This window comes from Nocardiopsis terrae, assembly GCF_014651695.1.
Taxonomy (GTDB): Bacteria; Actinomycetota; Actinomycetes; order Streptosporangiales; family Streptosporangiaceae; genus Nocardiopsis; species Nocardiopsis terrae.
The window spans coordinates 49,449-72,953 of the sequence record NZ_BMXJ01000006.1; the positions used below are offsets into that span (position 1 = coordinate 49,449).

Sequence of the window (23,505 nt, forward strand, 5' to 3'; positions counted from 1 at the left end):
CCCGGAGGACCCCGTGCACGAGACCACCCTGAGCGACATCTGCACCTTCTGCTGCGAGGTGGAAGGCGGCGACGACTCCAACCTCTTCTACGACCTGGGCCTGGCCCGGACCCGCACCGACTACGTGCTCCTGGAGAGCGAACACTTCGTCGTCATGCCCTGCATCGGCGCACTCACCGACTGGTACTTGCTCATTGTCTCCAAGCGCCACACCCTCTCCGTGGGCTGGCTGGACGAGGCCGAACACGCTGACCTGCGCACCCTCATCCCACAGGTCACCGGCCTCATCCGCCGACGCAGCGGTCTGGACAGCCTCGTCTTCGAACACGGCAGCCTCGACTTCCGTGACAAAGGCGGTGCCTGCTACGACCACACCCACATCCACGTGGTAGCCACCGACCGCGACCACCGACGCTTCCTCGACCACATTCCGGCACCCGTCACCATGCGACCCTGCATGGACTGGATCAGCGCCTCCCGCCGCCTGGTCGAGGAGGAACAACGCTCCTACCTCGCCCTGGGCACACCCGACCAGGACTGGATCGGCACCGCCACCGGAGCACCCTCCCAGTTCTTCCGCCGCTGCCTGGCCACCTGGATGGGCGCCGAAGAAGGGGAGTGGGACTGGCTCACCTTCCCCCAGACCGACCGTGTCCACCGCATGAGCACGGCCCTCAGCACCAGGTGACCCGCCTCGCGCCCTCACCACGGGATGCTCCGCCCGAACACGGGGTGGGCGCGCGGCCCCGGCATAGGCTGGGGCCCGTGGCCCACACCGAGGACTTCACCGAGCGCGCCCTACGAGCCGTCCACACCGCCGCCCAGGCCCTGGGCGCCCCCGAGACATCGGCTCACGAGGGGCCCGAACTGATCCGCATGGGGGAGCGTGCGGTGTTCCGCCTGCGCGGTGGAGCCGTCATCGCCCGGGTCGAACGCTCCGCGGCCAGATGGGCGGAGGCCGACCGGGAGGTGCGGGCCGCCCGATGGCTGGCCGCACAGGGCCTGCCGGTGAGCCGCCCCCTGCCCGGCGAACAACCCGTTCTGGCCGAAGGCACCGCCGTCACGCTCTGGGAGGGGGTCCAAGGGGAGTGGACCGTCCCCCGGGAGTTGGCCAAGCTCCTACACGCGCTGCACGGCCTCATCCCGCCGCCCGAACTCGATCTCCCCGACCTGGACCCCTTCGACCGTGTGGCCGAACGCATCGACACCGCCGCCGGGCTCAGCCCCGCCCAACGCGACCGACTACGTCAGACCCATCGCGGCCTGGCTGCCCGGTTTCCGGCCACCAAGCCGGTGCTGGGCATCCACGTCATCCACGGCGACGCTAACATCGGCAACGTCCTGGCCACCCCGCACGGGGTCGTGCTCTTCGACCTGGACGGCATCTGCTGGGGCCCACCCGAGTGGGACCTGGTCCTGACCGCCCTCTACCGGGACCTGGGCTGGCACAGCGAAGCCGAGTACGCCGACTTCTGCGAGGCCTACGGGTTCGACGTCACCGCCTGGGAGGGCTATCCCCTCTACAAGCAGATCCGGGAACTGCGCATGACCACCTGGCTCGCCCAAAAGCGCGGGGAGAGCCCCGAGATCGACGCCGAGATCGACCGGCGCATCAGCGACCTGGCCGACCCGCGACGCCCACGGGAGTGGAACCCCTACTGAGCAGTCGACACCACGGCCCGAGCCTGGTTCAGGAAGCGGTCCGCCGTCGGCTGCCCACGGTAGGGCCGCACACTCCGGGCGAACGCGTCGAGGTAGCCCACGCACCGGGCCGAGGACGTCGCCCGCACCTGCGGCAGCACCACGGAGCCCAGATGGCAGGCCTCCTCGACCTCGCCCTGCCCCAGCACGGCAGCCGCCAACACCAGACGGGTGAAGACCCGGCTGCGCGCGTACTCCTCCCCGATCGAAGACGCCAGGCTCTGCTCCGCCAACCGCCGCGCCACATGGGCATGGCCCAGATCGCGATGGCAGTGGGCGACCTCGTCGGAGTACTCCGCATTGTCGAAGTAGCCGATCCACTCCGGATCGGACCCCGGGTCACGTCGACCGAAAGCCCGCTCCGCCTCGCTCATCGCCTGGAAACACGCGGACTTGTCCTGTCCGGAGGCGTGGGCACGCGCCTCCATCATCAGGAACTGCGCCCGCATGGTCTGTGTCGCCCGCTCCCCGGCACCGGCCAACGCCGCCCGGGCCAGATCCCGCGCCTCGGCGTGCGCACCGACGTAATTGGCCTGGTGACTCATGGCCGAGAGCACGCTCGCCCCGAGCAGCCGGTCGCCCGCGTGCGCGGCCAGGTCCAGGGCCTGAACAAAGTAGCGCCGGGCAGCGCCGTTGCGCTGGGCGTCGTAGGACATCCACGCCAGCGAGAGCACGAACTCCGCGGACACCGCGAACAGAGTCCGGCCGGCCTTCTCCGCGTGGGACTTCCGAAGCAGCGGAACCACCGTGCCGTTGAGGTAGTGCACCGCCGCCGCTCGCGCGTTGTCACCGCCGAAGCGGTTGTCCAAGGCAGAGAACGTCGCTGACGCGCTGCGGATCGCCGCGACCGGACCCTCTGCCACGTGAGCCTCGGCGCCACCGGAGGCGGGCCCTGACACCAGCCAGGAAAGCACCGCGGAACTGACCGCCGAGGCTGGTGGCTGCTCCTTCACTCCGGGGAGGTCTTCCACGTCCACACCGGCCACCTGCCCCAGGACTTCGGCGGTCTTCTGCGGGGAGCCGTTCAGGGCAAGGCCCAGCTCCGGTGGGACGCGCTCCATCACGGGGGAGGGAATCTCGTACCCGTGCGTGATGCCCTCGACCACCCGTCGGACGGTCTCCTGCTTCCGTAGCTCCCGCTGGCCGCTCAGGACCCGGGAGACCATCGTCTGGGACAGGTCGCACATCCGCGCGATGGCGTCCTGGGCCAGGTCGGTGTGCCGGAGCAACAAACGGATCAGCGCGTTGGCGTCCCCTTCGGCCGCGGCCCGCCGCACCTGGGAGATGCGCCAGAACCGCGCGGGAACACACGAGCAGGCGCCACTGCCTCGGCAACGACCACAGTTTCCGCAGAACACGGGGGTGCCTTCCACTCGAAACCTCGGGGCGGGTGGGTGGCACAGAAGACTACGGGCGCCAGCTCCAGCTCCACCATGACCGGCTTGTCATGACCACCATGCCCGCACCGTCATGGGGATGTCAGCGGTTTCTTCGGACAGTGGCCCTATGACCCCAGCGACAACGTCCGAGACTGGCCCTGTGGCTGCGAGGAGCCCACACCGCACCCGTAACGGACCCGCACTCAGTATCGACCCCGATGGACACTGCCATTCCCCGGCACTTTCGAGGACAGAACCCGATTCCTCCGAAGCGGGCGACCACAACCTCGCCAGGGGCGCTGTGAGATCTCCGCGCGGCTCGAACGAGTTCGGACCGTTGTTGCCCCGGCCCAGGACCGATGACCCGGTCGGGCACGGCTACACGGCCTTCCAAGTGGTGCGGTTGGCGGTGTGGGCGGCGCGGGAGTGCCGCTGGGTGAACGGCATGGACATGGTCCACCGAGCCGAGACCGCCTGGGAAGCGATCACCGAGCACCTGCACCTGGTCGCGGCCCGTCCGCAGGAGACCGAGCTGATCGCCATCGGGTGGAAGGCGATGAAGGCCCAGCACTACCAGGACCTCAAAGCCCACGGACTGGGCGGCAAGGACAAAGCCCTGGTCTCCAGGGCGTTCCTGCGCTACTGGACCAGCGCCTCAGCACCCGCTCACTCCCACGAGGACCTGCTCGTGGACCGCATCGCCCTCGCCCAGATCTGGACCGCCCTCACACCGACCCATCGCCAGGTGCTGACCGCGCTGGCCGAACACGACGACCGCCGCCGAGCCGAGCGCGCGGTGAACATGGACACGGCGGCTTTCACCCGGACCTTGGGCCGAGCCAGACGGGCGTTCTTCGCCCTGTGGCACGAGGGCGAGATTCCCTCGAAGATGTGGGGTTATGACCGGCCCGGGGCGCGCCATCAGAACGTGATGTACCTGGTGCGGCTGCGCAAGCAACGCGCCCTCAAACGCAAGGCCGCAGGCACGGTGCCCCGCCAGGAACATCGCCCGCCCAAGGAGTTGGGGTGCCCAACAGCGAGCTCCTGGCCCGCTTCGAGGGAGGAGAGACCCATGCCTCTCTGGCCCGGGAACTCAGCGTCAGCGCGGACCTCATCAGGGCCCGTGTGAACAAGGCCCGCGCTGAAAAGGGACTGTCCTCTGACGGTCGGGCGGTATCAGCGCTTTTCTGAGAGATTCTGCCCCTTCTTTTCGTATGGGGTTGAAGAACCTCGTTCACCCAAGCGAACATCGACCAGCCCTGCGGGGACAGCGCATTCCTTGCGGGACTTGGGGGTTTTTGTGTCCTTTGTGTGGTGTGGGTGGGAAGCGCAGTTCCGGGTGGCGTACGACCCCGGGGCCATTGACACCCGACCAGGCCACACCTTGATGAAGAACGAAAAAGAAAGTGGAGGCGCCCCGACACGGTGCTACCAACACCGCGCCGGGGCTTAATCCCCACCTGGAATCAGCAGGAGGAGATCGTGGAAAAGCATAGCGGGCGGCATCGCAAGCGCCGACAGGGCTGGGGCGAGCATCTGCGTTGGGCCCTCGGGGCGGTGCTCGCCGCTGTGTTCTGCAGCCCGACCGGGCAGAGCACTCGACCGGTGGCCGAGGTGCGTCAACCGCTGCCGGTGCGGCGTGTGCCCCAAGGCCGTGAACCTGGCCTGGGAGGGACTGCGGGCCAGGTGGGTGTGAAGGTTCCTCGGCCCCGTGCTGGGCACGCACGCACGAGCACGCACGCAGCCGGGCCGCCGCCCCACCAACGGGCGTTGTACACGGGGCCGTGTGGGTGGTGCGAGGACGATGACGGGGTGCGCGGGGTACGCCTGTACCTGGCCGCGCACGAGAAGAACCAGCACGCCCAGCGTCGCACGAAGGCGGTGCCACCCGTGCCTCGCCAAAAGGGCTCAGCACCGGGGCGTGCGGGAGCGGGCGGAGGCAGTGGCGAACCGCCTCTTGATATGAGCGATTTGGCCGCAGTGGTGCGTCAGTGGCAGGCGCTGCGGCAACCCGTGGCCTGACCTCGGGCGAAAGTTCCAGGGCCGTTCTCTTCCAGAGGGCGGTCCTGTTTCGATGTCCTGACCCGCCAGTTCCAGAGAGGGCGGGATGTGGGGTCTGTCGAGGCCGTTGACCGAGGCGGTTGCGGTCTAGGGGGCTGGCGGTTTCATCGTTGTTTGCATTCGATTCTCTGAAAATAATTATATGGAAAAAGATGTGTTATCAGTTGAGGAATCTCGGCGCTCAGAGGGAGCAAGATCTGGGATGCTTCATGTGCGGTTCGTGTGTGCAGAGGTGTGCTGTTCGGCCCCGGTCTGGTTCGGCGGATCGAGTGATGGATAAAGGGAATGATCGGTGAATCAGAGGAAGCCATTCCTGTGCCTTCCCTCTCTCCTGGGGGTGGAGAAGGGGTGAAAACAGAGGGCTCCTGTGACTACGCCCATCGCCCTACCTGTGACTACGCCTGTGACTATGCCTGTGCCTACGCCAGCGCCCCCAGTGGCACGATCGGGCTGAAAACTCTCATCCTTGCAGTTCAGGGCATGTTTGAGTGTGACTCACGGGGCCAGACTTATACCCAGTGGGTACTCAACTTCACGTAGGGGGTGGCGGCCCCGGCCTGCTGGCGGATCGGCCCACCGGCTGACCCGCCCCCGTTCTTTCGCTCTGACCTGACCATCATCTCCCACTCCTCTCCATTCATCTTCACTTATAAAAGTGTTATTCACTGATCTTATTAATGCTATTGTTCCGGGATCTCGTGGGCCGTTCGAGATTCGTGGGTTCATCAGCGGTGTGATCGCTCGGGTGCGCGCCGGGCATGCCCCGCCGCAGCCGCATGGTCTGGTGCGCTGTTGTGAGGTGCGCGGGCAGCGGCGGCGGAGGTGGGCCACGGCTGAGGAGTCGCAGACGGATCCGATGCGTGGTGGTACGAGTCTGGCCGGGAAGGGCGTGGCGTTAGCAGAGCAGGTGTTCGAGCTTGCTGGGAGCCTCGCTGTTCGAGGTCTGCTGGGGCCGCTGATGTCGTTCTGCTGGCGTGTCCTCTCCGACGTGTGCGGGTCGAGGTGTCGAAGTCCTGGGGCGGGAGCGGCTCTCGATACGAGAGAAGAACTTAAGAGTGCGTACGGGTGCTCGGGGTGAGGGGTGAGTACGGGACGTGGGTGGCGCTTCGTGTCCGGGGTCGTGGTCGCCGGGCTCGGGGTTGGCGTGGTGTGCCGGGGCCGGGTGGTTCCCGTTCTGTTCGGATCGTGGGGCGGTGTGGGGCCACCAGTGCCCCGCTGCCGCCCCGAACACCCCGGCCCCGGCAACCAGGGCCGCCCCTGCGGCCAGCGCCCCCACGGGGCCAGTGGTGGCCACGGCCAGCGAAAAGGGCATAACGCCCGAATCGGATGGCGTAGGGGAGGGGAACCCGGTAGGGGGTGTCGGCCAAGGCGCTTGAGCGTCAGGGCGAGTTCGCGTGTGGGTGTTGGGTCCTCGCGCTGTGTGGGGTTGCCTTGAGGGTGTTGGCCGCGGGTTCGGCTGAGCAGGTGGCCTTGGGCGGGTTGGGGCACTCCATCACGTACTGCACACAGCACACCTGCCAGAGCGCGTTTTCCGCATGCGGCGACGACGGAGGCCGGGGTGACTGCCGCGCTGATACACGGTGCGGCTCCGGTTGAGGTGAGCAACCTGGCCCCGGTGCGGCGGTAGCCGGTTCAGGGGAGCACACCAGGAGCACCACGAGGCGCTCAGCTCCAGGCGAGTAGACGGGTTCACCCGTCCTGGCCTGGGATTTCCTCGCGCCCGGGGCCTGTGGACCATCGGATCAAAGGTTCCCTGGAAGAAGAAGGTCCCGCTTGTCGCACTGCTTGTGTACGGCCACCATTATGAACGACAATATTGTTCGTGTTTTGATGTATTTTTATGCTCGCTTAGACCACCTCTGGTTTCGCAACGTCCTGACGCTTTGCTTCGGAAGCAAGAATATACAGCAACTGGCTTGGCTGGGTTTCAAGGAACTCATGTAAGAAAGGTCCAAATCTACTATCAAGGGCCCCGAGTAGCTCAACTGGTTGATACCTGGTTAGGCTTCCTAGCCAAAAAAATGTGGCATATATTCCTAGCCACTGCGGAAGCCTGGCTTCTCCGGATGGAGACAGGTAGAGGTAGAACTTTCGGTGCGGGGGCGATGTTGTTACCGTCTGCCATAGTAATTGTCGGAGAATCCTCACATTTTCCATTATGACGTCGGCCTGTCGGCCAGTGTATTGCGTAGAATTTATTTGCTCGAAGGTGTGGAGATCCCGATTTTTCCCGTCTGGGTCCTTTACTGCAACGTATGTATCTTCCATGGCGGATTCTTGCAAGGTTTCAGTCAGGGTGCGGTTTCGTGCGCTAAGAGAATTTCGGCGTACGTATACTCGCGTCCAGATTTCGCGTGAAGAGGAGTCATGAAACCACCGAATTTCCTCGACTGGTATAAAGCGCTCCCTTTTTGGTTGGCCAGCGTGATTTCGCCATAGGCGATGCCCGACTACCGATTGAGCAAATATTTCATTGATGCCTGTTTCTCTACCCTGGAGGGGGGAGTCTTCTACTGCCTGATGCAGCTCATTTAAAGCTGATGTGTTTCGCCCTCCTGGTCCATGAATTGCCACCTTGGCGGTGTTGGGGTCGTATCCAGATGAGTCCATTGGGGAGATTCCGTGTGTGACCTTTCCCACCATGTGCTGGCGCCCCCTGAGGATTGATATAGCTTTTCCTAGGTTCAGGAAAGAATAGTAGTAGAGTAGCGGTCGAGTCTCAATGGCTGATGCTTGCTGGGCTGCGCGGAAGTACTCCTGAGATTGGCGAACGAAAGAATGAGCGCTTGTCTTTTCCCTATTTCCAATCGGTGATTCCGAGATCGATCCACTGATGACAGCCCATGGTTCGGCCGCGTAGAGCATTGAGTGCAGACCCCATCTCCTGATTGTTTTCTTCATTGGGAAGAATGAGAAATCAAGCTCGCGTTTCTTTATTAGCAGGGGTTCTCCCCGCCTGCTGTTCGGCAGTTTCATGCGGGTGGACGTCCCCTGTCATGTGGCCACTTAAACTCCTTTCTGGTTAAATAATTGTGAATGCTTTTTAGGAAGTATGGCGGAGGAATCATTCGGAAGAGGGGGATTCCCTGTCTCTCTGGGTTTGGCGATAGTCAGCTATCGATCGGATCGGCGCCGGCAGGTCGCGGTCTTCATCAATTTCGAGAACCTCATCGGCAGGGTCCATAAGAGCCCGGGCGGAGCCGCCCCTGTGCCAACTGTGGCGTTGGGCCAGATGTGCTGTCACTACGGCAACGCCGCAATCCGCACCGCCTACGCCGACTGGAGCCGGTCCTTCGCCCACCAGGACAAGTTGGCCGATAACGGTATCGAGCTAGTCCACATTCCCCCGGACCCCAGCGCTGGCAGGAACGGCGCCGACATCTGTCTGTCCGGGGACGCGGTGAAGCCGGTCTTCGTCCACCCCAAGGCGGAGTTGTTCGTCCTGTTCACCGGGGACAGCGACTACTCAGCGCTGCTGGGTGGCTGCGTGAGCACGACAATTGGGTGGGGGTGGGCACCGAGGCTAACGCCAGCAAGCGCCTGGTGGCGGTGTGCTCGGGGTACGAGTACTGGGGCACTCTGGCCGCCGAGGTCGATCCGGCCGCTCGGCCAGTCCGTGACGCGAGCGCCCCAGAAGCTCTTGCTGTGCGCGTTCAACGACATCTCCACCCACACCCCACCGCCAAAGAGTTCAAGAACCGGACGCTGGTCCTTGATGCGTCCTTGGATGAGCGCAACTACGGGTGTCGCAACTTCCGCGCTGTCCTGGCTGTCTTCTCCCAGCACGTGCGCGAGCATGGCCGCTCGGGGAGTGACATCTGGCTGACCCTGGCCCCAGCCGCAAACCGAACTGTGCACGGTGAACGTCTCGCCAATCGCCTGAGCGAGGGCAGAGGCTGCGATCTGCGTCTGCCGTGCGGCGGGTGGGTTGCCGCCGATCACATTGCACGGGCTGTGCCAAAGGGTGGCGTCGACCGAGCTGAGGCACGTGACCACGCATTTCACGCAAGACACGTACCAGTCGGTGTTTTCGGAGGTGGCCAGGGCGGCAGATGAGGCGACGGAGGCGATGCTCAATCCCGCACGCCGGTAGACAGGTGCTCTGGTTGGTGAGCTGAGTGGCGGGCCGTGGAGATGAGTACCCCACGGCCGCCCTCGCTGAGCCCTAACGACAGAGATCGACTTTTCGAGACAAAACAGTGCCCGATTATAAGAGTGATGCAGATCACTCGACGTGTGTCCTCGGAGAGTCCTTGGGGCCGTTTCCGCAGGTCGGCGGAATGTGTGGGCAAGACGTCGGGCTAAACTGTATATAGAGTGTGTTGCTTAATAGAGGTGTTGTCGTCGGCTTTCTGGTACAGAAAATCAACGGGTGCTGTGGTGGCGATGTAGATTGACTGTACGAACCCTCTCCTAGGGAGTCCTCATGGGTTTGCCGTCGCGGGCGCGCGGCGTCGGCAACCAGTCGTCGGAACGCAACGGGATCCGGACGAGAAGAGAGGATTTCAATGGGCGTGCCTGGACGTGACCCGCAGCGGAGGTTGGATGCGTTGTGGCGTCTGATTGACCTGTTGGTACGCATCCTGATCAGGGAGTTGGGGAACTGACCCCGGCCTCGGTCAATGAGGCCGGGGCCAGTAGTGAGGGCCTGGCCTGAGCTTGTAGGGTCTGTGCCGGGGCCTCGTTTCGTCGGGGCGGGGACTGGTTGCCGCCAGCTCCTCGCCCTATGGCGATTGTAAAGTACTATTTTACGTTCCTAAAATGCCACTTTAGTTTTCAGGCCATCCTGTGATGGGACAAGGCCTTCTGGCCTCTTGAGGGTTGAAGAAGGCAGCGTGGCTGGCGTCGGCCTTGTTGCGGATGACCTCGTAAAACTGCTGTTGAAGCGTGCCCATGGGTGCCTCGCTCCCTGTCGTTGTGTCCGTTTCCCGGGCGGTCAGATTTGCATTTTGCTTACGTGGCTGAGGGTCTGGCGTTCGTGGTGGTGCCGTGCCTCTTCGCTATCGGGGCTGCGGAGTTCGGCGGGTGTGGGCGGTCAGCTGTAGAGGTCTTAACGGGTGTGGGAAAGGTCTTGAGGGTGCTGGCGAGCTGGAGGGCCTGCGTTGGGGTGTGGTGGGAGCCAGGGTGGTGAGTTGGGTGGTGGTGTTGCCGAGCGGGGCGGGCCAGATGGTGTGGTTGGTGGGATCGAAGGAGTAGCGGCTCATGGATGTTCTTCGCCGTGCTGGGGTGTTCCAGCTGATGGGCGGGTTTGGGGGTGACGAAACACGGACGGGGTGTGTTAGTGGCGTGTCCGTGCGGATCCGGCGTGTGTGTGGCTATGTGCGGCCCACTGCGGCGGTCGGGGCGTGCCGCTCGGGTGGGGCCGTGGGGTGCCAGGGTGGGGCGTTGGTGGGCGGACACGGGCCGCCCCGGTCCGGGGTCCCAGGGTCACGGAACGGCAAAGTGCTCCGCGAGGTGGGTCCCACCTTGTACTGGACCTTGCACTGGGGAGCACACACGGAGCATTTCAGGCCCCGATTCAGGCTCGGCGCCTCGTCTGTTCGACTCGCGCACCCTGTATGACCTGGGGTTTTGTGGCGCACCCGGCAGGATTCGAACCTGCGGCCATCGGATTAGAAGTTCCATGGTCACGTATCGTGACGTGTCGCTACGTACCGTTCTGTCTCGCGCCATCCGATCCGTGATGCCATCCCGTGCCGCGTCGTGCCGCCTGATGTTGCCCCGGTCCAAAACTGCGGAGCACAAACGGAGCACACACCGGCCCCTGGCGGCGTCCGATGGCACCTGGCGAGGTCCTCGCCGACCACGGGCTGAAGGCGGTGCTCCATCCTGGATGCACCGCCGTCCCCTATCCGGTCAAGCGATCTCTGCCGGCACGGTTGAGGAGTGCTGAGCCATCGCCGGGCCCCGCGCCCCGGCGGAGAACGTATGTTCGCCGGACCGCGGCACAAGGAGCCCCTCCACGTATCTGCTCAGTCTTCTTGCGTGGCGGCGTTGACGCAGTACACGTGCGCGTTCACGTCGGGTTCGTGTTCGAGGAGGTGGTCGACGGTGTCCCAGAACAGCGGCAGCCACGGGTGCGGCAGGGCTCTTTCCCGATCGAGCCGGTCACCGTAGAAAGGGTCCCCCTCGTGGAACTCGGCCGCCTGGACGAGCGAGCACGCGGGAGCGGGGGAGCCCTCCACCGGGCCGACCCGGCAACCGAAGGTCGTCCGCTTGGGACTGGCCTCCAAGGGACTGCCGGGCTTCCAGTCATCGTCCATGACGATGTCGACGTAGGCCTCGTGCACGTCACCGTGGTTGTAGAGGTGGGCGTAGTAGACCGCGAACGCGCCGTGTTCGTTGTTGACGAAGCCGCAGATCCTCAGGTGCTCGGAGCTGCAGTGGCCGCAGGTGAAGGGGGTGCTCTGGCGGTCCGGGTCGATTCTCAGTTGCATTCCCGGATGGTCCCATCCCGCACCGACACTCATCTCCGTCCACGTCGCAGCCGTCCTCGGCATCATCCCGTCTGCGGAGTTCGAGTCCCTCGGGCCGGTATCAGGCGAGCTGGACTGAGACGCATTCGTCTTGATCAGGCGCTATCGAGGCTGTGAGGTGTTCCGGGATCGCCCCCGTCATCCGCTAGCGAATCCGAAGAGATCGGGCCCTGAACCCGCCTGTGCCTGTGGCTGCGCCCTGGTGGTACCGGGTTTGAGCATGGCTAGGCTCGCAGTTGCTGCTTTGCGCCGGGAGCCCCACATACCGGAACAGGGCATGTGCCGGCCGTCTGTCCGCTCTTATTTGGGCAGTGCGATACCGAAAGCGTCTTCTCCGGACCCCTCCTCGAGTTCGAGGTCAGCTTGGGAGTAAGCCGTCGCGGAGACCAGGGAGCCCCGTTCCATCTCAAGGAGTGTGACGGTGCCGTGACTGTTGCCCGGCGCTCCGATCAGGGGCTCCGCGATCCCATCTCCGTTCATGTCCAGCACACCCACAGTCCAGCCGAAGTGGTCGTTCTCCCAGACGACTCCCGGGACACCTGCCACGTCCTGGTCGATCCAGACTGAGTCCGTGGCGGCGATACCACCGGTGGCGTTGCCGAATAGGACCAGAGCGGCTCCTGAACCCGTCGCGTTGCCGATGGCCTCGCTGCGCATGCCCACGACCAGATCGTCGATGCCGTCACCGTCAACGTCGCCTGCAGCCAGGTCTGCCGCGAAGTAGTCCTCTTCTTCGGGAGCGCCAGGGATTCCGGGGGTGTCCTGGTCGAAGAGTTCGACGTTGTCCGGGGAGAGTCCGTCTGCGCTCGCGTGGAAGATCGCCAACCGTCCGGCCGCACCATCCTCTCCGACCTTCTCGTCGGAGACTCCGACCGCGACATCGAGGTATTGGTCGCCGTCGAAGTGGCCGAGGGCCAGGGCGCTTCCGGCGAACTCGCCGATACCGTCGACGTCGGGGGAGTTGATGGTGTCCCAACCGGCCGGAGCATCGGTGAAGGGGCCGAACAACACGTGGATGGATCCCCGGTCCGAACTCCTGGAGAGCTGTTCGCCGATGGTTCCGGACACGAGGTCGTCGTTGCCGTCACCGTTGATGTCGCCGATGGCGATCTGTTCGCCGAACCGGTCTCCGGGCTCGGGGACGCCGGGAACGTTCTCGGTCAGCTGGTCGATCGAGATTGTCGTGCTCATGTCGAGTCCGGAAGCGGACCCGAAGACGATGCGGGCCGTGCCCGCGTTCGGCTTGCCGTTGGCCGAGTCGAGGGGTTGTCCGATGGCGAGATCGTCGTATCCGTCGTTGTTGAGGTCCCCGGTGGCGAGGGAGTACCCGAAGATCTCGTCCTTGACCACATCCCCGGGTATGCCCGCGCTGTCTTCGTGAATGGACTGGCTGCGATCGTTGATAAGCCCCGAATCACTACCGTACTGAATGGTGACGTAACCGGCGCCCTCCGTGCTGCCGATGGCCTCGAAGGGGCTGCTCACCACCAGGTCAGCGTATCCGTCTGCATCGAAGTCACCGCTGGTCAACGCCTGACCGAAGCTGTCTCCCTCCTCTGGCGCACCGGCAACGTGGGCCGAGTCTTGGTTGAGGAGGTCGCTGCTTCCGATGAGCCTCGAAGTGCTGCCCGTGGCGATAGCGACCGATCCGGCGTTCGGTCTGCCATTCAGGGTGTCTCCGGGGAGTCCGACGGCTAGATCGGGATACCCGTCTCCGTTGAAGTCATAGGAATCCGCACGGGGATCGCTCGTGCTCGCAACGAGGGCGTACGTGCCCGTGCCACCGAGCATCAGTAGCCCCGCCATCGCAGCGAGCCACTTCCGAGATGTGGGCAGCTGAGAGCCCTTGCGCTTCATCGGTCCCCTTCAGCCGAAACAGGTGAACGGCGGAACCATAACCCTCTAGAGTCTCGCGCTGATCACGAAGTTTGCGAATATTTATACTTATTCGTTACTTATATCTTGTTATTTAACGTTTACACGATTCTAGCCATCTTTGTTCTACAGTGTCCGAGTTCTGTCGAGTCGGCCTCTCAGCTTCACGGGGCCGACTCGTTGCTGTTGGACTTCGAGCGAAGGAGCCTCGTGCACGCGTCGCACCGTGGCGGAATCTTGGACAAGCGGACCTGGAGGCTGTCGCTGGCCAGTGCCGTGGCTCTTTCCTTGGTGCTCAGCCTTCTGTCACAGCCAACTCTGGCCCAAGACGCGCCTACGGCCCCCGCGGCCGAGACACCCGCAGGTCCCGAACAGCTCAGCGGAAGCGCGTCAGGGCGTGAACACGAGGCGTCCGCCGAGCAGACCGACGCCACCGGGGCCAACGAACTCAACGCCGGTGACCTCACGGCTGGCGAGGACGCGCTGCCCTTGGAAGGGGAGACGACTCCGTTCGCCCCGGTCGAGCCGGAGATCGACTCACAGGAGTTCACGCAGCAGTCCGACACCCCCACCACAGCCGAGGGCACGGGCTTCGACCCCGAACGCAGCGTGGAACTGCCCGAGCAGCGGACACGCTGGACCAAGGAGTTCGAAAACCCGGACGGCACCGCCACCACGCAGGTCTACCCCGAACCGGTGCATTTCCAGGACGGCGGCGTCTGGCAGGAGATCGACACGACGCTGGTTCCGGATACCGAGGCAACCGGTGCGCGCACCATGAGCAGCGGCGACGGAACACGCCTCGCCATGTCCGCAGAGGAGACGGACCTCACCGTCTCCACCGATGGGGACACTCCGGATCTCGCTGCTCTCGGTGTGGACGATGACGGCGAGCACAGCGTCACGTTCGGTGTCGACGACGCCTCCGACGTCGTGGGAAGTGTCCAGGAAGACACTGTCCGCTATGAGGACGTCAGGCCCGATGCCGACCTGACACTGCAGGCCGCGCCAGGGATGGTCAAAGAGACGATCATCCTGAACTCGTCCGACGCGCCCCGGGAGTGGACCTTCCCGCTCGAGCTCAACGGGCTGCTCCCGGAGCTGGACGACCAGGGAGCCGTCGTCTTCCTGGACACGGAGGGCGAGGCGCAGGCGATCATCCCCACCGGATGGATGGAGGACTCCTCCCACGATCCGCAGACGGGCGGCCCCGCCGTCTCCGGTGACGTTCGCTACCGGCTGGAGGAGGACAGCGGCCAGTGGTCCCTCGTCGTCGAGCTGGATGACGCCTGGCTCGACGACCCCGACCGCGTCTACCCCGTCCAGGTGGACCCGAGCGTCGCCGACATCGACACCAACGGGGACTCCTTCGTCCAGGACGACTGGCCCACCACCAACTACAGCGGCGACGACGAACTCAAGGTGGGCAGCTACAACGGTGGCGCAAGCAGGGCCATCAGCTACATGAAGTTCAGCGACGTCACCAGCCAGCTGAACGACCGGTACATCCTCAACGCCGACCTCGTGCTGTTCAACCACTGGTCGTCCAAGTGCGACCCGCGCGAGGTCCGCGTCCACCAGGTCACCGAGTCGTGGTCGGCGACCACGGTCACCTGGAACAACCGCCCCTCCTCCAGAGGTTCCGCCGTCGCGGCCAAGTCCTTCGCCCACGGGGAGACTTGTGGCGGCTCGGAGTGGGAGAACATCGACCTCGGCAAGAACGGAGTCGATCTGGTCCAGGGATGGGTCGAGGGGTCCGAGTCCAACTACGGACTGTCGATCCAGGCCGACTTCGACTCCAGCTACACCTGGAAGCGTTTCGGTAGCCGCCAGTCCGCCAACGCCCCCTACCTGGCCATCACCCACAGCGCTTGGGGCGCCTCCTACGATGTCGGTTCCTTGACCGAACCGGTGACCGGCGGTCAGGGCGGCGAGGTCACCGTGACGGTCACCAACCTCGGTGACTTCGACTGGGAACCCCAGGGCTGGAACGAACTGCGACTGGGCACCCGCGTCCGGGACAAGGGCACCGGAGATCTTCTGGATGCGGTCGCCTTCACCCGTCTGACCGAACGGCTCACGCCCGGCGACTCGGCCACTCTCGACGCCCGTATCCCCTCTCTTGCTCCGGGTGAGTACCTGCTCAACTTCGACATGCAGCGGTTGCGGGACCAGACCTGGCTTTCCGACCAGAGTGTGCCCGTGTCCACGGCCAGTGTCACCTCACAAGACGTGGGCCCCCGGATCAATGACGTCTACCCCCGCCCGGGCGGCCAAGTCGGCAGCCTCACCCCCAGCCTCTTCGCTGACGCCGAGAGCATCGACGACTGGCCCGCCGACGCCACAGTGGAGTACTGGTTCGAGGTCTGCGACGACAGCGACGGCGAGCCCGCGAACTGCGTCGACTCGGGGTGGCAAGACGCCCGCACCTGGACTGTTCCCGAAGACACCCTGACCTGGGGCGAGCAGTTCCTCTGGCGGGTGCAGACCCGAGAGGGAGCCCAGGAAAGTCCAGCTAGCCCCTACTACCCCGTCGTCACCGCTGTCGAACAGCCCGCCATCACCCGCCACCTGGGCGGGGTCGGTCTCAGCGGTGCCGGACGCGACGTTGACCCTCTGGTCGGTAACTACACCACCACCGCCACCGACGCCGAGATCTCCGCCGTCGGACCGGCGCTGTCCATCAACCGGACCTACAACAGCCGTGACCCGCGCACCGGCAATGTGTTCGGGGCTGGCTGGAGCACCCGGTTCGACATGCGGGTGAAACCCGACGGTGACGGTAGCGGCAACGTCGTCGTCACCTATCCGAACGGCCAGCAGGTCCGGTTCGGACACAACCCCGACGGCACCTACGCGCCCCCGTTCGGCAGCTTCGCGACCCTCACCACGACCAGTGAGGACGGGTGGCGCCTGAGCGACAAGAACCAGACCTCCTACGTCTTCGACGCCGACGGCCGAATCGTTGAGGTCACCGACTTCCGCGGTCGCGCCCAGTCCTTCGACTACGCCGCTGACGGCACGTTGGCCAGTGTCAGTAACCCCGGTGGCCGCAGTCTGCACTTCACCTGGGAAAGCGGCCGCGTCAGCACCGTCACCACGGACGCCCCCGAGAACGGGACCGAACCACTGGCGTGGGCCTACACCTACGACGGCGATCGGCTCACCCAAGTCTGCGGCCCTGAGGACGCCGACGGTGCCTGCACCAGTTACACCTACACCGACGGCTCCCACTACCGCACCGTCGTCCACGACACGGGTCCCGTCGCCCACTGGCGGTTCGGGGAGGGCCAGGGCTCCGGCGACGCCACCAGTGACCTGCCTCTGGACGAGGACCGTCACACAGGCTCCTACCAGGACGTCCAGCTCGGCACCCCGGGAGCTCTCCAGGGCAGCCCCGAGACTGCGGCGACCTTCAACGGCAACTCCTCCCGCGTGCAGCTGCCGGACTGGCTGGTCACCGACACCCCCTACCTGACGGTTGAGCTCTGGTTCCGCACGAGTGACGACGGTGTGCTTTTCAGCTACCAGAACCACAGCCTGGAGGAGGCGACCACCGGGTCCTACACCCCAGCGCTCTACGTCGGTACCGACGGCAAGCTCCGCGGACAGTTCTGGAACGGTACGGCCGACCCCATCACCTCCGGCACAGCGGTGAACGACGGTGCCTGGCACCACGCCGCCCTGACCGCCTCCGGTGACAGCCAGTCCCTCTACCTGGACGGCACCCTCGTCGACACGGTGACCGGTGAGATCACCCAGAACAACCAGCGCTATGTGTACGCAGGCGCGGGGTACTGGAGGAATTGGCCCGCCACCAGCGGCGAGACGTCCCACTTCTCCGGGGACATGGACGAAGTCGCCGTCTACGGTCGCCCCCTCGGTGCCCAGACCGTGGCCGAGCACCACGCGGCCGGCACGGTCTCCCAGAAGTTGACCGCGTCCACCCTGCCGAGCGGACGCACGCAGGTGCAGTTGGCCCACGATGCCGTTCACGACCGCGTCAGCGAGTACACCGACTCGGGTGGTGCCACCTACCAGGTCTCCGACCACACCCTGACCGGCGCTGAGGACAGCGACGACCAGGAGACGAGCTCCGGGGACCCGACGGTCACGGTGACCGTCACCGACCCCGACGACCGAGACTCCACCTACACCTACGACCCGCTCAACGGCCACCGCCTGCTCTCACAGACGGACGTGTCCGGCAATACCGCGACGTTCGCCTACGACACCGGAGGGTTCCTCGCCGCCACCACCGCGCCGGACGGCACCGTGACGCGGACCGGTCGCGATGAGCGAGGCAACAAGGTCTCCCAGACCACCTGCCGTGACGCCGACGACGAGCAGTCGTGCTCCACCAGCTACTACGACTACTTCCACAACGCAGACGATCCGCTGGACCCACGCAACGACCAGTTGATCGCCGAACGCGACGCCCGCTCCAGCGGACCGAGCGACGACACGTACCTGACCACCTACGGCTACAACTCCAACGGTGACCGGGTCTCCACCACCACCCCGGCCACCAGCGGTTTTCCCGAAGGCCGGTCGAACAGCCAGACCTTCACCGAAGGCACCGAGGACGCGGTCGGAGGCGGCACAGTCCCCGCAGGGCTGTTGCTCACCGCGACCGACGCCAAGGGCGGAGTCACCTCCTACGCCTACTCCGCCGCCGGCGACCTGGTGCAGGTGACGGCCCCGAACGATCTGGTCAACTCCCACACCTATGACGCCCTCGGCCGGGAGATCTCCAACACCGTCGTCACAGACGACCACCCCGACGGCATCACCACCGCCTACACCTATGACGGGGAGTCCCGCGTCGTCTCCACGACCGGACCGACCACCACCAATGCCGTCACCGGGGACTCCCACCAGACATCGACCACCTACACCTACGATGCCGATGGCCTGGTTCTGACCGAGACCGTCGCCGACCTCGAAGGCGTCGACGAACCCCGCACGACAACCCACACCTACGACTCCCACGGCCGCCGAGCCTCGACCACCGACGCCGAGGACCAGACGGAGAACTACACCTACGACACCTACGGCAACCAGGCCACACGCACCACAGCTGACGGGGAGACCTTCCGCTACTCCTACACCCCCAGCGGTGACCTGGCCGAAGTCGTACTCACCGGATACACCGGTCACCCCGAGGACCCGCAGCCCGCCACCGACGCCGTCCTGGACTCCTACGCCTACGACCCCGTGGGGCGCCTGGCCGAACACACCGACGCGATGGGACGTACCACCCGGTACACCTACTACGACGACGGCCTGGCCGCGCAAGAGACGCGCGTCGGCTTCCGTGAGCAGGACGGCTCCACACGCGACATCGTCCTGGCCTCCTACACCTACGACGCGGCGGGCCACCTGACCCGGGAAACCACCGGCAACGGCACGGTCACCACCGCCTACGAGATCGACGCCGCCGGGCTGACCACCGCCACCGTCCTCGATCCGGACGGCCTGGCACGGCGCACCGCCTACACCCACGACGCCACCGGCGCGGTCCTCACCGAGACCCTCACCGGCGCCGGGGGGACCCGCGCCGAGAAGGTCACCTACCAGCGCGACGCGACAGGGGCCTGGACCAGTCGCACTGTCGAAAACGGCACCGAGGACCTCACCACCACCCGTGTGGTCGACCAGCGCGGCCTGGCCCTCTCGGAAACCACACCGGGCGGAGCCACCACCGAGTACGGCTACGACGTCCTCGGCAACCTCACCACCAGCCGCAGCCCGGCCGTCGAGGTCGAGGAATGGAACACCGAGGCGGTCACCGCACGACCCACCACGACCTTCGGCTACAACGCCTTCGGTGACCTCACCCACGAGCAGGACGAACGAGGAAACACCACCCGCGCCGTCTACGACCGGCTGGGCCGAACGGTCAGCACGACCCTGCCCGACTACACACCCGATAGCTCCAGCACGGCCCTGACGTCCACCTACTCCACCACCTACGACAGCGCGGGACGCGTCGCCTCCGAGACCGATCCCCGGGGCGGTACCACCACCTACGCCTACGACCAACTCGGCAACCCTGCCCGCATCACCGAGCCCCCGGCCGAGGAAGGCGGGACCACTCCGGTCACCACCCTCACTCACGACCTGCTCGGCGAGCAGCTCTCAGTGACCGGACCGACCGGCGCCCGCACCGAGGCCACCTACGACGACCTCGGCCGTCAGATCACCGCGACCGAGATCGAACGCCACCCCGCGCCCGCCGCCCTCACCACCACCTACACCTACGACGACGCCGGAAACCGCACCTCGACCACCACCCCGGCGGGTGTGAGCACCTCTACGGCCTTCAATGCCTCCGGCCAACCGGTCACGAGAACCGAACCGGCCAGCCAGACCACCACCTACGCCTACGGACCCACCGGTCTGGCCACCGCCGTCACCGACCCCGCGGGCACCACCGTCCGCACCTCCCACGACCTCGCGGGCCGACCCACCGGCACCACCATCGAGGACGCATCCGGGGCCACCCTGGCGACCACGAGCACCGGCTACGACGCCGACTCGCGCCCAGTCACGGTCACCGATGCCCTCGGTCACACCACCGACCGCGCCTACGACCCGATCGGACGCGTCACCACCCTCACCGAACCGGTCGACGACACCACGTCCATCACCACGACCTTCGGCTACGACGCCGCGGGCAACCGCACCCGGCTCACCGACGGACGGGGCAACACCACCTGGTACACCTTCACCACGCACGGACTGCTGGAGTCGGTGATCGAACCGGCCACCGACACCCACCCGGACCTGGCCGACCGCACCTGGACCACCGTCTACGACACGGCCGGACAACCCGTCGAGGAGCACAAACCGGGCGGTGTCGTCCAGAGCACCACCTACGACGCCCTGGGACGCATCACCGAGGTCACCGGCAGCGGCGCCGAAGCCACCACCCAGAGCGACACCTTCGGCTACGACCTGGCCGGACGACCCACGACCGTGGGTGCCAACACCTACACCTACAACGACCGCGGCCAGATCCTCACCGCCGACGGCGAATCCGGTACGTCGTCCTTCGCCTATGACACGGACGGTCGACTCACCCAGCGCGATGACGCCGCGGGCGCCACCGCTTTCGCCTACGACACCGCAGGACGCCTGGCCACCGCCTCCGATCCACTCACCGGCACCGATCACCACTACTCCTACGACGGTGCCGGTCGACTGGACGGCATCGTCTACGGCGACACCTCGGCCGTGGAGCGTTCGTTCGACTACGACGCCCAAGGCCGACTAGTCAGCGACTCCACCATCGCACCCGGGCCGGTACCGGCCGTCTCGGTCTCCTACAGCTACGACGACGCCAACAGGATCACTGGCAAGACCACCGCGGGCATCGCCGGAGCGGGAGAGAACACCTACACCTATGACCACGCGGGCCGTCTGAGTGGGTGGACCGACCCGGCTGGCACGGTCACCGACTACACCTGGGACGCCTCAGGAAACCGCACCTCCTCCGGTGAAGAGAAGGCGACCTACGACGAGCGCAATCGCCTGATCAGCGCCGCCGGAACCGACTACACCTGGGCTCCCAGGGGAACCCTGGCCCAGACCACGGACTCCGACAACACCGCCACGGAGTTCACCTACGATGCCCGTGGCCGCATGATCAGCGATGGCGAGACCACCTACGCCTACGACGCTCTGAACCGTCTCATCCAACGCGGCGGCCAGAGCCTGCGTTACGCCGACCAGAGCAACAACGCGGTCTCCGTCGGCGGGGAGCTGATCGCCCGAGACCTGAACGGCGCACCGTTGGCCACGACCGCCGCCGATGGCACCGGAGCCACGGTCTCCATCAGCGACGCCCACGGTGACGTGATCGCCGCGGTGGATCCGATGGCCGGGACGGTCACGGGTTCGCGGACCTACACGCCCTTCGGCGAGGTCACCGACGAGCAGGGCACCACAGGCTCCCTGGGCTACCAGGGGGAGTACACCGACCCGGACACCGGGCGGGTGAACATGCACGCCCGCTGGTACGACCCGACGACAGGCGGCTTCTCCTCCCGCGACTCCTGGACCCTGAAGCCCACTCCGTCCATCCAAGCCAACCGGTACACCTACGGCAACGGCACCCCGCTCAACGCAGTGGACCTCAGCGGTCACGATACGATTACGAGATGCGACCCGAAGACTCCGTGTCTTCCCAGACCCCGTGACGGTGGTGCGAATTCAGGAAAAACACCGCAGAGCGGTTCCGGTTCAAACGGCTTGGGAGCGGGAAGTCGCATTCTTAGTAGGCTGGGCGCCTTAGTTCCTAGTGCGGTATTCGTTGTTGGTCTTGCGGGTGTAATCGTCATCGCTACGCCCGGCACTCTGGCCGATGGTACGTGCGGAGGTCCCTGTTACCCGGATTCGAAACCCGGTAATCCGTATGAGGACCTCTGTTTCAGATCCCCGTGGATCTGCGAAAGGCATAAGGACGCCAAGACTGCGACTGCCACTGCCACGGGCTGGAGCATTGGCGGCGGTGGCGGCGGTGGCGGCGGTTCGTGCTGGCGGTGCGGTAGTGCCCCTTCCGACAGTGCCCCGGCAGGCCCGCCTCCTCCTCCGCCGTGGAGCGAGATCCTGGCAGCGGTTCTTGCGACCGAGCACGCGCGCCCCGCAACAGAGGAGTCAGCGGACTCCGAATACGAGCAGTTCGTCGACGACTCATTCACGCGGGCACTCGAGGATCTCGGCAACCTAACAGACAATCAGCTCAAGGATTACTTCAAGTACTTCCCTTCATTTCAGAATGATGCTGACCGTCGTGCAAAATTTGAGAATTCAGTGGACGGCTGGTACAACCAGGATGTCAATTGTCTGGCCGGGGATAATTCCTGGGTGTACTATCACCCTCTTGATTCTCAAGGAAGAGCTACCGGAGTCACTGCCTGTCTGCACGCTGACCAGATCGACTATAAAGGTCGAGGAAAAAAGCTAGATACTCAAAAGAGCACTGAAATTGTGGGTAGCGACACGCGTCGCGGTAACGGTGATACCATGACAAACCCTGCTCCCGGATGGAATTCAGGGGACGGAAGAACCTACGCGCGCGGCCATCTCCTCGGTCGGCAGCTTGGTGGCGTTGGAGATGACAGGAGAAACCTTGTGCTGCTGCACGGTAGGGCAAATTCTGTTATTATGAAGAGATATGAGGATGAGGTCCGCGCTCGGCTTGATAGCAATCCTTCTGAGCGCATCTTCTACGCATCCATTCCGACGTATGATGGCAATAATCCCGTCCCGACAACGGTCGAATTGTACGCATTTGGCGATCAGGGGTATAATGCTCACTGGACTGTGCATAATACGAAGGACGGAAGACCTGCGACGGGTGGACAGTAATGGTTAGTGTTGAAGGCCTCGCCAACAGTTCGGGGCTCGACGCGCCGCGGCGGTATCGGGTCGACTGGAGTCGCGCGGAGGCGGAAGTTGGGGCACCCTTGCCTCTGGACTACAAGGAGTACGTGTACTGGTTCGGTCCGGGGCACTTTGGTGACTTCCTGTATGCCTACACCCCAGGGGTGGAGCTAGAAAACATCGATCTGGCGGGCGGACTTCGGTTGGCGAGAGATGCCTTCGAGCACCATCGTGAGCTTGATGAACAACTTCAAAGTAAATATGAGCAGCCGTATCCTCTCTTTCCGGAGCAAGGCGGATGGCTGCCATGGGCTCACACAATCGACGGCGACTTGATGTTTTGGGTTACCTCGCCCGGAGATCCGAACAACTGGACTATTGCCGCAGCCTCCAGGGAGGACGATATCGAACACTTCAATGGTGGCTTCCTGGATTACCTCTATTCCTACATATGGGGTTCTAAAGATATAGAATTTTTCCCCCATGAGGAAGGACTTGAGGCACCGTTGCGTTTCTACCCGTTCGATGTCACTTGGACAGGGGAGGGGGAGCGTCTGGACCCGTATGGGTACTTTGAGAACCCCTGAACGAGCTACTGATCTTTGCTATTGATTCAACAGACA

Annotated in this window: 10 protein-coding genes and 1 pseudogene; 7 read left to right on the forward strand and 4 right to left on the reverse strand. The window is 64.8% G+C overall.

What is annotated here, in order from left to right; all coding sequences use genetic code 11:
* Nucleotides 1-13 precede the first annotated feature (13 nt).
* Nucleotides 14-688 (forward strand): HIT family protein, encoded by a 675-nt coding sequence (locus IE195_RS17420; RefSeq protein ID WP_191272801.1) that lies wholly within the window; start codon nucleotides 14-16, stop codon nucleotides 686-688.
* 77 nt (nucleotides 689-765) lie between these two features.
* On the forward strand, nucleotides 766-1,662 hold the full coding sequence (locus tag IE195_RS17425) for a phosphotransferase enzyme family protein (protein ID WP_191272803.1): 897 nt from the start codon (nucleotides 766-768) through the stop codon (nucleotides 1,660-1,662).
* Here IE195_RS17425 and IE195_RS17430 read toward each other — a convergent pair.
* Nucleotides 1,656-2,978 carry an NsdA family TPR-like regulatory protein gene (locus tag IE195_RS17430; protein WP_191272805.1) on the reverse strand — a complete coding sequence of 441 codons (1,323 nt, stop codon included), beginning with the start codon at nucleotides 2,976-2,978 and terminating at the stop codon, nucleotides 1,656-1,658. The two genes, IE195_RS17425 and IE195_RS17430, sit on opposite strands and share 7 nt — an antisense overlap.
* A 403-nt stretch (nucleotides 2,979-3,381) precedes the next feature.
* Here IE195_RS17430 and IE195_RS17435 point away from each other — a divergent pair, with 403 nt between their 5' ends.
* Nucleotides 3,382-4,209 carry a hypothetical protein gene (locus IE195_RS17435; protein WP_229826276.1) on the forward strand — a complete coding sequence of 276 codons (828 nt, stop codon included), beginning with the start codon at nucleotides 3,382-3,384 and terminating at the stop codon, nucleotides 4,207-4,209.
* 2,780 nt (nucleotides 4,210-6,989) lie between these two features.
* On the opposite strand, the gene IE195_RS17440 is transcribed toward IE195_RS17435, so the two are convergent.
* The gene (locus IE195_RS17440) at nucleotides 6,990-8,117 is read right to left on the reverse strand and encodes a YaaC family protein (protein WP_191272807.1); all 1,128 of its coding nucleotides are present in this window, start codon (nucleotides 8,115-8,117) and stop codon (nucleotides 6,990-6,992) included.
* 76 nt (nucleotides 8,118-8,193) lie between these two features.
* Here IE195_RS17440 and IE195_RS26755 point away from each other — a divergent pair, with 76 nt between their 5' ends.
* A complete protein-coding gene (locus IE195_RS26755; RefSeq protein ID WP_191272809.1) occupies nucleotides 8,194-8,967 on the forward strand; it encodes an NYN domain-containing protein in 774 nt (257 codons plus the stop codon).
* Nucleotides 8,968-9,060: 93 nt separating this feature from the next.
* Nucleotides 9,061-9,234: pseudogene (locus IE195_RS26760) on the forward strand (site-specific integrase); the annotation flags it as partial.
* Nucleotides 9,235-11,113: 1,879 nt separating this feature from the next.
* Here the strand turns inward: IE195_RS26760 and IE195_RS17450 are convergent.
* Both IE195_RS17450 and IE195_RS17455 read right to left on the reverse strand, forming a co-directional pair.
* Entirely contained in the window at nucleotides 11,114-11,578 is a 465-nt protein-coding gene (locus IE195_RS17450) for a hypothetical protein (RefSeq protein WP_191272811.1), read from the reverse strand.
* 339 nt (nucleotides 11,579-11,917) lie between these two features.
* The gene (locus IE195_RS17455) at nucleotides 11,918-13,474 is read right to left on the reverse strand and encodes an FG-GAP-like repeat-containing protein (protein ID WP_191272814.1); all 1,557 of its coding nucleotides are present in this window, start codon (nucleotides 13,472-13,474) and stop codon (nucleotides 11,918-11,920) included.
* 309 nt (nucleotides 13,475-13,783) lie between these two features.
* On the opposite strand from IE195_RS17455, the gene IE195_RS17460 reads away from it, so the two are divergent.
* Together IE195_RS17460 and IE195_RS17465 are read left to right on the forward strand one after the other, a co-directional pair.
* Nucleotides 13,784-22,867 carry a DNRLRE domain-containing protein gene (locus IE195_RS17460; RefSeq protein WP_191272816.1) on the forward strand — a complete coding sequence of 3,028 codons (9,084 nt, stop codon included), beginning with the start codon at nucleotides 13,784-13,786 and terminating at the stop codon, nucleotides 22,865-22,867.
* 122 nt (nucleotides 22,868-22,989) lie between these two features.
* Nucleotides 22,990-23,469, forward strand: coding sequence for a hypothetical protein (locus IE195_RS17465; RefSeq protein ID WP_192733300.1), 480 nt, complete (start codon nucleotides 22,990-22,992; stop codon nucleotides 23,467-23,469).
* Nucleotides 23,470-23,505 lie beyond the last annotated feature (36 nt).

Coding starts and splice junctions, on each gene's coding strand:
- IE195_RS17440 (WP_191272807.1), bottom strand. CDS start 8,117: ATGAAACTGCCGAACAGCAGGCGGGGAGAACCCCTGCTAATAAAGAAA.
- IE195_RS26755 (WP_191272809.1), top strand. CDS start 8,194: ATGGCGGAGGAATCATTCGGAAGAGGGGGATTCCCTGTCTCTCTGGGT.
- IE195_RS17450 (WP_191272811.1), bottom strand. CDS start 11,578: ATGCAACTGAGAATCGACCCGGACCGCCAGAGCACCCCCTTCACCTGC.
- IE195_RS17455 (WP_191272814.1), bottom strand. CDS start 13,474: ATGAAGCGCAAGGGCTCTCAGCTGCCCACATCTCGGAAGTGGCTCGCT.